We start from the raw sequence: 10,724 nt of genomic DNA, 5'->3' as shown, positions 1-10,724 counted from the left end.
GGCTGGGACCTTATTCCGGTCTAGCATCGGCCGGGTGAAGAGGTTGACTGCGACGGTTGGGTGTCTGGTGATTGCGCTGGGGCTGGTTGGTTGTGCGGCTGAAAAGCCGGTCGCCGGTCCGTCGACGCCAGTTCCGTCGACGCCGACGGCGCCCACGTCGAGTGTGCCGACTACGCCGTCCGAGCCGCAGCGGCCGGCTACGTGGACTGCGGCGCTTCCTGGTGCGAGGCAGTTCGAGAACGCGACTGTTCTCGGGCAGACCGTTGTCGTTCACGGCTTGCGCCTGGTCGCCGGGCTGAACCGGGCCGACGGGAAGGTGTTGTGGAAGGTCCCGGTGAGCGGTGACACCCGGGTTTCGGTGACCAAGGCGGTCGTGCTGATCGAGCAGGACAAGCTGATCCAGGGCGTGGACATCCGGTCCGGCAAAGTCCGGTACCGCAAGAAGCATCCCCACTACGGCATGATCGCCGGGATCACCGCGGACTGGGTCGTCGTACCGGATTGTGCAGGGAAGACCTGTCGGGTGCGCGGCCTGCAGTTGCCGAGTTTCAAGGAACGCTGGTACGCCGACTTCCCGTTCCGCGAGGGTCCCGCGGTCGATGCACCGGGGTCGGAGCTGACCAGCCACTACTACCGTCTGGCCGAACCGCACCTCGTCCCCTCCGCCCCGTACGTCGTCTTCGGCCGGGAGGTGGGTAAAGAGCGACTGATGACTGCGCTCGCCACCGCAACCGGTAAGCCAGGCAAGACTTTCGAGGCCAGGGACCAGAGCCTGACGCCGACCACCGGGCGGCTGGGTCTCGTGTGGGACGAACGGTATTCGGGCAGCACACGACGGATCGCGGCGCAGGATGTGTGGACCGGGCGGGTGCTCTGGGAGCAGGACGGCAAGCGCTGGGACAACGGCTCGCAGGCGGGCTATCCAGCATTGACGAGCCGGCTGCTGGCGCTCCCGACCGAGGAGAAGACACCGGCACTGATCGACCTGAGGACCGGCAAGATCCGCTGGACGAGCACGGTCCAAGGCGTTCCCGTCGGACTGGACGACCGGACGCTCGTGATCCGGACCGGTGAGCTCTCGAACGCGGTCGACCTGGTCGGCCTGGACACCGCGAACGGCAACCAGCGCTGGCGAATCGAGCTCCCCCGGACCATGCTCGCCGGCCAGGACCGCGCGGTCGCGTTGTTCGGCAATCGAATCGCCTACGAGGTTGCCGGCCCCGCCGTCCGCGTCAATGACGCCGGCACCGGCAACGTCCTGTGGACTGCGTCAGGATCCTCGGACCTGCTGGGCCTCGGCTCCGACTGGCTGATCACTCAGTCCACCGGAGCCGACGACCGTATTCAGTTCTTCAACGTCACTTGATCGTGTAGGCGACGGTGTCGTGGCGGAGAGTTTCGCCGGAGACCTTCACGATCTTGAGGGTGTGCTGGGCGTTCTTCAGGCCGGTGGCGCTGAAGGCCTGGCGGTCGGTGACGCGGGCGTCGCCGTGCAGGTTGACCCGGCGGACCAGCTTGCCGTCGATGTAGACGTCGGCTTCACCCTGGTCGGGGGCCAGGGCCGTGGACCAGTAGACCGCCGTACCGGTGAAGGTGAAGGAGACGGCAGCGCCGTTGGTTGCGGCGGCATGGACGTCGTCGCGGTAGTCGCCACGGAAGCGGAAGTCGAGAGCGGTTGCCCCGACCGGCAGCTTGGCGAGGTACTCCTTCTTGATGGTGACCGTGCGACCGTCGACGGTGTAGTCGGTGCCCTTCACGAGGTTGCCTACGGCAAGGAGTTCACCCGGATCGCGACCGATCTCGATGCTGACATCGGCCGGCGCAGCCTTGTTGAAGGTCGCCTTGTCCGGGTTGAGCAGGCTCTCCTGACGGATGTTCAGCTTGTCCACCAGCATGAACTGACCGGACTTCTTCACACCGCGGATCGTGTGCGCGCCGTTCGGCAGGTCCGAGATGCTGAAGACGACCTGCTGCGAACCACGCCCCTCGGCCTGGTAGGTGTTGACGGTCTGCTTGAGCTGGCCGTCGATGTAGATGTCCACCTCGCCTTGCGAGTTGTGCGTCTCGGTCACGTAGTCGACGCCGTTCCCGACGAAGCTGTACTGGAACGAGTCACCGTTCTGTTCGGAGTACTGGACGTCGTCCTGGTAGTCGCCAAGTCCACGGCCGGTACTGCGGCTCCACGAGCCCGTGTAGACGATCTGCGAGTTGTCGTTGTTGATCTCAAGAGTCCGGGTGCCGGCGTTGGCCGCGCCCGGGGCGCTGGCACCGGCCGAGTCGGACACCGTGACGTTGAGCGGCTCGGAGGTCGCCGGGACCTCGTAGTTGCCGTTCCGCTTCCAGTCGCCGTCGTACGAGACCCGCAGGTCGTCGTCGTTGACCTTGATCGTGGAGTTCTGCTGCGGCGTCACCTTGAACAACCGAGCGCCGTGAATCGGTACGTCGTTCGCCGTGAAGCTGCCGTTGAACGTGCCGAGGTCCTTCTTGGCCCACAGGTCTCGGACCTTCGCGGAACCGGTCAGCCCGAGGTCGGCGAAGGTCGCCGTCATGTTCGCGTCGGTCTGGCCGAGGTTGAACAGGGCGACGGTGTAGCTGCTGTCGGCGTTGAGCGAGTACCAGACCTGCCGGTTCGACGTGGTGGGCACCGGGCGAGCGGGCCGGCCGGCCTGGTTGACCGCGATGACCTCGCGGTTCGTCAGCAGGTCGAGTCCGTACTGGTCGAGCCGCGTCATGTCGTTACCGATGTAGAACGGCGCTGCCGAGACGGCCCAGAGGGTGGCCGCCGTACGGCGCTCGTCCTTCGTCATGCCGTCCATCTGGCCGTTGCCGACGTTGAGCGAGTCGAGGTCGTTCCAGCCGCCGGGGCCCGCGTGCCGCCACCAATCGGCGAGCTTCGGGAAGAGCCGGTTGATGTTCGGCCAGGCGGTCAGCGCGACGCCCTCGCAGTAGCACTCGACGTCCCAGTCGATCCGCCAGCCGTTCGAGTACTGCTTCCAGTAATCGGCGTAGTTGATGTCGAGCGCCCACGACAGCTCGAGCCAGATCTTGTGCTTGGCAAGCGCGGTCGACCAGGCCTTGACGTCGTCACGCGCATCCAGCGTCAGGTTGCTGACGCCCGAGCCCGGGGTGACGCTGTCGAACTTGAGGAAGTCGATGCCCCAGGAGGCGAACAGATCCGCGATCGAGTCGATGTACTTCTGCGCGCAGGGCTTGGAGAAGTCGATCTTGTAGCCGATCCCCCAGTAGTCGGCCTTCACCAGCGGCCGCACCGGCAGATCACCCGTCGTGCAGCCGGGAGCGCCGTACACAGGTAGGTTCTTGTCGATCACTTCCTGGCCGATCCCGGGGATCGCGTAGATCCCGATCTTCTGGCCGTTGTTGTGGATGTGGTCGATCAGCTTCTGGAAGCCGCTCGGGTAGTTCGTCGTGCTCGGGGTCGGCCGGCCGTAGCCGTCGATCCCGCCGTTCCACGCGGCGTCGATGTTGATCCGGTTGTAGCCGTAAGGCTGCAGCTTGGCCTTCATCGCGTTGGACTGGGCCGTGATCTGCTTCTCGTTGATCCAGGTGCTGCCGTTCCCGGCGTACACCTGCATGCTGTAGCTGCTCCAGCCCATGTACGGCTTGTCCGCCTGCGCGCCCGCCGGCCCACCAGGAGCGACGGTCACGTTGGACGGAAGGGGAGCAGCCGGTACGGCGCCCTGCTGCGAAGCGGCGTCCGGAACGGCACCCGGCCCCGGCCGCGGCGCCGCGGCCGACACCGCTGTCGAACCGGTCGGAATGAGGGCGGCGAGGAGGATCGTGGCAAGCACGCCTCGCACAGCCTTGGTTCGGATGGATCTCGTCATCAGCGGCGACCTTCTGCCTGGCGGATCGGATAGGATATGGGAATCTTGATCGGGTTAAGTAAGTCCGTCAAGATCCGATAGGAAATCCGAACCGCTTTAACGCTTAGATCCGCGCAGGCATCAGGTACGGCGTGACGTTCTGGAGCGCTCTGGCTACGTACTCGTCCTTCTCGCCGACCGGAGCGACGTAGTGCATCGCGTCCTTGGCGGCTTCGAGACTGTGCAGCCGGGCGATCACCCAGGTGGCGAGATAGGTGGAGGCCAGGCAACCGCCGGCCGTGGCGACGTTCCCGCGCGCGAAGAACGGCTGGTTGAGCACCTCGACGCCGGCCGCGACGACCCACGGCTTGGTGATCGTGTCGGTACAGGCCGGGACGTCGTCGAGCAGCCCGAGCCTGGCCATCACCAGAGCGCCCGAGCACTGCGCGGCCAGCAACTGACGCTCGGGGTCCAGCCCGCGCAGTACGGACATGATGGCCAGGTCCTCGACCACCTCGCGGGTCTTGCTGCCACTGCCGATGATGACGGCGTCGGCGCCCCAGGCCTCGCCGAGATCCATGGTGGCATCGATGGTGACGCCGTTCATCGAACGCACCTGCGGAGTCGGACTCGCGATCGACACCTTCCAGCCCGGAACCCGGACCCGGTTGAGGATGCCAAGAGCGATCAGCGAATCGAGTTCGTTGAAACCGTCGAAGGTCAGGATCGCGATCTGCATACGCACGACGGTACGCCGGTCGAACCATGACGATCCAAGAATTGTCATGCATACAATGCGGTGTGCGCACGCCGAAGTACAAGCGACTCGTCGATGCACTGGCAGCCCAGATCCGCAGTGGACGCCGGCCCGCCGGATCCCGGCTGCCCACCCATCGGGAGCTGGCCACAGCCGAGGGAATCGCGCTCGTAACCGCATCTCGTGTGTACGCCGAACTCGCCGCGATGGGCCTGGTGAGCAACGAGCAGGGCCGGGGCACGTTCGTCCGGGACCTCTCGGCCGCCCACGAGTTCGATCAGTTGTCGGTGGCTGTCGATGCGATCGATCTGCTCTTCAACTCCCCCTCGGTGCCGGGGCAGGCCGACCTGCTGCGGCGAGCGTTGCGGGAGCTTGCGGCGGCCGGTGATCTCGAGTCGCTGCTGCGCTATCAGCCGCATCGAGGGCGGGTGCAGGACCGAGAAGCCGTCGCGCAGCATCTGCTTCGGCGTGGTCTGAGCGTCGGCCGCGAGCGCGTGCTGATGGTGAACGGCGCTCAGCACGGCCTGGCGGTGGCTGCGATGGCGTTGTTCCAGCCGGGTGACGTGATCGCGGTGGACGCCATCACCTATCCGGGGATGGTCGTCCTGGCTCACACCCTGCGCCTGGAGTTGGCGCCGCTTCCCGCCAGCGACACCGGTGTGGACCTCGATGCGCTGGATCAGCTGTGCCGTCGGCGGCGGGTCCGCGGGCTGTACGTGATCCCGACCGTGCACAACCCGCTCGGTTGGGTGCTCCCCGCGGCGGCCCGAGAACGGCTGGTCGCCATCGCCCGGCGGTACGAACTGGCGGTCGTCGAGGACGCGTCGTACGCGTATCTGGCCGAGGATCCGCCACCTCCGCTGGCGATGCTCGCGCCGGAACTCACGGTCTATGTGTCGGGGTTGTCGAAAAGCGTCGCGACCGGGCTGCGGATCGGCCACGTCGTCGCGCCGGAACGGCTCGTCCCGGCGATCGAGCGCGTGATCATGGCGACCACCTGGCAGACGCCGGGCGTGACCGCGGCCATCGCTTGCCGGTGGCTCGAGGACGGCACGGTCGATCGGCTTGAGGTCCAGAAGCGCGCAGACGCTCGGCAACGGCAGGCCATCACGCTCGCGGCGCTGGGCGAGCTACCGTCGATCGGGCATCCGTCGTCGTACGTGCGGTGGTTGCCGTTGCCGCCCGACACACGGCCGGATCGGATCGTGGCCGCACTGGCTCGGCGCCGGGTCGCGGTCTCGACGGCAGCGCCGTACGCCACCACACCCGTCGTACCGCAGGCGCTCCGGCTGGCGATCGGTTCGGTACCACTCGCCGAGCTGGAGAACGCCGTACTGGCTGTCCGGGAAGAAGTCGAGCAGGACGGCAACCGATAACCAGGATTGGGGAAACGGATGAGGATCGTCGCGCTGAGCTCGTATCTGCCGAGCTACCGGATCATCTCGGACTGGGCCGAGCGGGCCGGGCACGAGGTCGTGCTGGTGGTGACGCTGCCGCCGACGGACCGGTACGGGAGTGGGCCGAGCCCGTTCGCCGAGAAGGTGTCCGCGGAGACGGGCGTGTTGATGACCAGCAAGCTGAAGTCGACGGCGGCCGCGGTGATCGGTGCGTTGCAGCCGGACCTGGTGGTGTCGGCGGCCTTCCCGCGGTTGATCCCGGACGAGATTCTGCGGATCCCGGCGTACGGCGCGTTGAACCTGCATCCGAGCCGCCTGCCGAACGGGCGCGGTCCCAATCCGGTCCGGGTGATCTACGAGGGCGCGACCACGGTCGATGTCACCATCCATCGGACCGACAACGCCTTCGACACCGGCGCGATCATGGCGCAGCGCTCGGCCCCACTCCCCGCCGAACTCACCGGCCCGGCGCTCTTTGCCGCCTGGCTCGAGTTGCTCGGTGACGCCCTCGACGAGGCCGGCGCGAAGGCGTTCGCGCGTGATCCCGGTGTCGTGCAGCAGGACGGCAATTCGTCGTACGCCGCGATGTTCGAGCCGGCCGAATACGAACTCGACTTCCGTGAGCCCAGCGCGACCATCATCCGCAAGGCGGCTGCCCTGAACATCATGGCGCCGCGCGCGGAGGCGGTCATCCAGGGTGAGCGGGTCGTGGTCAGCGCGGTCAGAGTTGCCGAGGGCAACGGCACGGGCGCGCCAGGCGCCGTACTGGCCAAGGATCCTGACGGCTGGGACATCCGGTCCGGCGACGGAGTGGTCCGGGTAACCGCCTGAAACTTTCCGGGATTCGCACCCATCCGGGTGCGGAGCGGCCCCGAAGTGCTGGGTGACAGTTCACAACCCTCACCTCAGGAGTTCGTCATGTCTCGTAAGATCGTCCGCGCCGGCCTCGCCGCGACTGCTCTGGCCCTTGTTCTGGCGACCGCCGCGTGTGGCAGTGACGACAAGAAGGCCGACACCCCTGCGGCCTCCCAGCCGACCTCGGCACCGACCAGCGCGCCCTCCAGCGAACCGTCGATGGACAACGCCGCCGGCCTCGTAGGCCCGGGCTGCGCGGCCTACGCCAAGGCGAACCCGAGCGGCGCCGGTTCGGTCGACGGGATGGCCGCCGTACCGGTTGCGACCGCAGCGTCCGGCAACCCGCTGCTGACCACGCTCGTGGCGGCCGTGTCCGGCAAGCTGAACCCGAAGGTCAACCTGGTCTCGACCCTGAACGGGGGCGAGTTCACCGTCTTCGCGCCGGTCGACGACGCCTTCAAGAAGATCGACGCCAAGACCATCAACACCCTCAAGGCCGACGCGCCCCTGCTCACCAAGATCCTGACCTACCACGTCGTGGCCGGCCAGCTCGATCCCACTGCGGTCGTCGGCAAGCACGCCACGGCCGAGAAGCAGGAGGTCACCGTCACCGGCTCGGGCCAGAACCTGAAGGTCAACAACGCGAACGTGATCTGTGGCGGCGTGAAGACCGCCAACGCGACCGTGTACCTGATCGACACGGTCCTGATGCCCCCGGCCGCCTGAGTAGTACGCCACTATGAAGGTCGAACAGAGGAACAGCGCGTGAGTGAATCGACCGCACTCCCCTGGCCGGGGAACGGATCCCGGCCAGGTGTGACCGATGCCGACTTGCTGGCGCGCACCGCCGGTGGTGACACCGCGGCGTTCAGCACGCTCTACGACCGGATCAGCCCTTGGGTCTACGGCCTTGTACGGCGTGTCCTGCGCAACCCGGCCCAGTCGGAGGAGGTGACGCAGGAGGTGATGATCGATATCTGGCGGACCGCCAGCCGCTTCGACGCCGCCCGGGGCTCGGCGCACTCGTGGATCCTGACCATCGCCCACCGCAGGGCCGTTGACCGGGTCCGCTCCGAACAGGCCGCGAGCGATCGCACCGAGCTGGTCGGTGCGCGGAACGCGGAGGTCGACTACGACGAGGTCTCCGACACCGTGACCACCAGGCTCGAGGCCGAGCAGGTCCGGCGCTGTCTCGGCACGCTGACCGACCTGCAGCGAGAATCGATCACGCTGGCGTATTACAACGGCTACACCTACCTGGAAGTGGCGCACCAGCTCGACGCCAAACTGCCTACTGTCAAAGCGCGGATGCGCGACGGCCTGATCCGGCTCCGCGACTGCCTCGGAACCACCAAGGGGGGTACGCCATGACCGAAGCAGACGTTCACACGCTCACCGGGCCTTACGTCCTGGACGCGTTGCCCGACGACGAGCGCACCCGCTTCGAGGCTCATCTGGCCGAGTGCCCGTTCTGCACCGCGGAGGTAGCCGAGCTGCGGGAGGCCGCGATCAAACTCGCCACCCAGGTTGAGGAAGCACCGCCGCTGCACCTGAAGACCAATGTGCTGAAGGCGATCGAGAACGTTCGCCAGTTGCCGCCGGTCGTTGCCGGTACGCCGGATGCCGTGGCTGCCCGTCGTTACAGCCGCCGGTCGGTGTTCGCGCTGGCCGCGGCAGCGCTCGTGATCGCCGGTGCGGGCGGGGTCGCCGTCGATCAGTACCGCGAGAAGAACGCGGCGGTCGAGGTCAACAGGCAGATGGCCGCGGTCCTCGCGCAGCCGGATGCGAAGACCTCGCACGGCGGGATCACCGGCGGTGGGCAGGCGACCGTGGTGAGGTCCGCGCGCGCCGACGCGGTCGTCGTCGTACTGCACGATCTTCGGAAGCCGCCTAGTGGCAAGGTCTGGCAGCTGTGGCTGATGGATGCCTCGCAGAAGGCCCGCTCGATCGGCCTGACCTCGGGTGACCTCGCGACCGTGATCCAGGGTGGTGTGGTGGGCCAGACGACCTTCGGGCTGACCGAGGAACCTCGCGGCGGTTCGCCTGCACCGACAACGACCCCGGTGGCCGCCATCGCGCTTTAAGACCCTGCTTTCAAGGTGAGGACTACCTCGTTGCGGCGGATGGTGAGGTGGCCGCCGGTGGCCTCGGCGTAGCGGCGGGCGATGTCGAGGCCGAGGCCGGTCGAACCGCGGTCGCTACGGCCGCGCTCCCCCGCGCCCAACGGGATGCCGGGGCCCTCGTCCGCGATGGTGATCTGTACGGCGTTTGCCGTGCGCAGCAAGGTGATTCGGGCCGCCGTCCCGTCGGGCGTGTGGGCGACGACGTTCTCGACGAGGGCGTCCAGGGCGGCGGCCAGGTCTTCGGAGGCCGAGCGGACCATCGCGGGTGGGTCGGGCAGATCGAGAGTGAGGTCGCGGCCCTGGTCCTCGAAGAGCGGTTCCCAGAAGGCTGCGCGGTCGCGGGTCACCTGGACGGCGTCGCATTGCGGGACCCGGCCTTCGCGCTGCGGTCTGCGGGCTGCGCTGATGATCGCGGTCAGTGTGCGTTCCAGGTTGGTGACCTGGGTGTTGAGCTCCTCGGCACGCTCGCGATCCGGGAGGGCCTCGACCTGGAGCCGGAGGGCGGTCAGCGGTGTGCGGAGCCGATGGGACAGGTCGGCCACGGATTCGCGTTCGACGGCGATGACCTCGTCGATGCGGTCGGCCAGGCGGTTCAGGGCCGCACCGACCTTGGCCACCTCGGCCGGTCCGGTGACCGGGGCGCGGGCTTCGAGATCGCCGGCGGCCAGGCGCTCCGCCGTACTGGCTGTCTCTTCCAGCGGTCGGGCCAGGCGGCGGGAGACGAGCTCGGCGCCGGCGATGCTGAGGAGAAGGACGAGCAGGCCGGCGCCGGCCACGACGAGGATGCGCGGCGTGAGACCGTCGTACAGCTCGTCGCTGGTGAGGTACAGGCAGACCGAGGCGGGGCCTTGGGGTGTACCGACATCGATCTCGACGGCCAGGCCGCCGTTGATGTCGCGGTAGTCGGGGTCGCCGATCTTGGGCGGGCCTTTGTGATCGTCGCTGTAATCGGTCGGCGTGGGTTTGGGTGCCGAGACACCACCGGGCGGGGCCTGGCCGAGCGTCGTACCGTCGGCGAGCCGCACCGCGATCCGGCCGGGGCCGTCCGTCATGCCTTGGAGGTAGGCGGTGATGTCCTCTTTGGTGTTGTCCTTGTCGCCGACGTAGTAGGCCAGTGATTCGGCGCGGTAGCGGGCCTTCTCCTTGGACTCCTCTGCCGTCGCACTGCGGAGGAGAACGATCAACGGAACCGCGAACCCGATCACGACGAGCGTGGTCAGGCCGACTGCCAGGAAGAGGATCCGGCGTCGCATCAGCTCTCCAGGACGGCGAGCTTCACGCCGACGCCGCGGACGCTGTGCAGCAGGCGCGGTGCGGCGGCCGTCTCACCGAGCTTGCGGCGCAACCAGGACAGGTGGACGTCGACCGTCCTATCTCCGCCACCCCACGGCAAGCCCCAGACCTCGGCGAGCAGCTCGCGCTTGCTGACCACGGCTCCCGGCCTGCGGGACAAGGCGAGCAGAAGGTCGAACTCCTTGCGGGTCAGGTCGACCGGGTTGCCGTCGAGCGTGACCTCGCGGCTCCGCGGATCGATCTTCAGCGGACCGACGTCCACGGTCACGTCCTGCTGATCGGTACCGAGCCTCCGCAGTACGGCGCGGATCCGGGCGTCGATCTGGGCGGAGCTGTACGGCTTGATCACGTAGTCGTCGGCCCCGGCATCCAGCAGCTTCACCACACTCGCGTCATCATCCCGCGCAGTCGCCACGATCACCGGCACATCACTCACCGCACGAACCATCGCCAGCACGTCCCGCCCATCCAGATC

At 67.6% G+C, this 10,724-nt stretch carries 10 protein-coding genes; 6 read left to right on the top strand and 4 right to left on the bottom strand.

Going from position 1 to position 10,724, the window contains the following annotated elements; genetic code table 11:
• Positions 1-34: 34 nt before the first annotated feature.
• Positions 35-1,366 (top strand): outer membrane protein assembly factor BamB family protein, encoded by a 1,332-nt coding sequence (locus E1261_RS38920; protein ID WP_165952796.1) that lies wholly within the window; start codon positions 35-37, stop codon positions 1,364-1,366.
• Here E1261_RS38920 and E1261_RS38915 read toward each other — a convergent pair.
• Positions 1,359-3,845, bottom strand: coding sequence for a X2-like carbohydrate binding domain-containing protein (locus E1261_RS38915; RefSeq protein ID WP_132414766.1), 2,487 nt, complete (start codon positions 3,843-3,845; stop codon positions 1,359-1,361). The two genes, E1261_RS38920 and E1261_RS38915, sit on opposite strands and share 8 nt — an antisense overlap.
• A 103-nt stretch (positions 3,846-3,948) precedes the next feature.
• Positions 3,949-4,563: a DJ-1/PfpI family protein gene (locus E1261_RS38910; protein ID WP_132414765.1), complete on the bottom strand. Its 615-nt coding sequence runs from the start codon at positions 4,561-4,563 to the stop codon at positions 3,949-3,951.
• Positions 4,564-4,625: 62 nt separating this feature from the next.
• Between E1261_RS38910 and E1261_RS38905 the strand changes: the two genes are divergently transcribed.
• The 5 genes from E1261_RS38905 (at position 4,626) to E1261_RS38885 (ending at position 8,917) form a co-directional block, all read left to right on the top strand.
• The gene (locus E1261_RS38905) at positions 4,626-5,957 is read left to right on the top strand and encodes an aminotransferase-like domain-containing protein (RefSeq protein ID WP_132414764.1); all 1,332 of its coding nucleotides are present in this window, start codon (positions 4,626-4,628) and stop codon (positions 5,955-5,957) included.
• Positions 5,958-5,975: 18 nt separating this feature from the next.
• Entirely contained in the window at positions 5,976-6,809 is an 834-nt protein-coding gene (locus tag E1261_RS38900; protein WP_132414763.1) for a methionyl-tRNA formyltransferase, read from the top strand.
• A gap of 87 nt (positions 6,810-6,896) precedes the next feature.
• A complete protein-coding gene (locus E1261_RS38895; protein WP_132414762.1) occupies positions 6,897-7,559 on the top strand; it encodes a fasciclin domain-containing protein in 663 nt (220 codons plus the stop codon).
• A gap of 39 nt (positions 7,560-7,598) precedes the next feature.
• On the top strand, positions 7,599-8,204 hold the full coding sequence (locus E1261_RS38890; protein WP_132414761.1) for a sigma-70 family RNA polymerase sigma factor: 606 nt from the start codon (positions 7,599-7,601) through the stop codon (positions 8,202-8,204).
• On the top strand, positions 8,201-8,917 hold the full coding sequence (locus E1261_RS38885) for an anti-sigma factor (RefSeq protein ID WP_132414760.1): 717 nt from the start codon (positions 8,201-8,203) through the stop codon (positions 8,915-8,917). The genes E1261_RS38890 and E1261_RS38885 overlap by 4 nt, the downstream gene beginning before the upstream one ends.
• On the opposite strand, the gene E1261_RS38880 is transcribed toward E1261_RS38885, so the two are convergent.
• The gene (locus E1261_RS38880) at positions 8,914-10,209 is read right to left on the bottom strand and encodes a sensor histidine kinase (protein WP_132414759.1); all 1,296 of its coding nucleotides are present in this window, start codon (positions 10,207-10,209) and stop codon (positions 8,914-8,916) included. The two genes, E1261_RS38885 and E1261_RS38880, sit on opposite strands and share 4 nt — an antisense overlap.
• Positions 10,209-10,724 (bottom strand): response regulator transcription factor (locus E1261_RS38875; RefSeq protein WP_132414758.1); only part of this gene is annotated, 516 nt, incomplete at its 5' end. The genes E1261_RS38880 and E1261_RS38875, both read right to left, overlap by 1 nt.

Source organism: Kribbella albertanoniae (genome assembly GCF_004348455.1).
GTDB classification, from domain to species: Bacteria; Actinomycetota; Actinomycetes; order Propionibacteriales; family Kribbellaceae; genus Kribbella; species Kribbella albertanoniae.
This window is presented reverse-complemented; position numbering and strand designations above follow the sequence as displayed.

Bases quoted from the DNA above. Each gene is read 5' to 3' on its own strand.
- E1261_RS38915 (WP_132414766.1), bottom strand. From the start codon at position 3,845: ATGACGAGATCCATCCGAACCAAGGCTGTGCGAGGCGTGCTTGCCACG.
- E1261_RS38910 (WP_132414765.1), bottom strand. From the start codon at position 4,563: ATGCAGATCGCGATCCTGACCTTCGACGGTTTCAACGAACTCGATTCG.
- E1261_RS38900 (WP_132414763.1), top strand. From the start codon at position 5,976: ATGAGGATCGTCGCGCTGAGCTCGTATCTGCCGAGCTACCGGATCATC.
- E1261_RS38895 (WP_132414762.1), top strand. From the start codon at position 6,897: ATGTCTCGTAAGATCGTCCGCGCCGGCCTCGCCGCGACTGCTCTGGCC.
- E1261_RS38885 (WP_132414760.1), top strand. From the start codon at position 8,201: ATGACCGAAGCAGACGTTCACACGCTCACCGGGCCTTACGTCCTGGAC.
- E1261_RS38880 (WP_132414759.1), bottom strand. From the start codon at position 10,209: ATGCGACGCCGGATCCTCTTCCTGGCAGTCGGCCTGACCACGCTCGTC.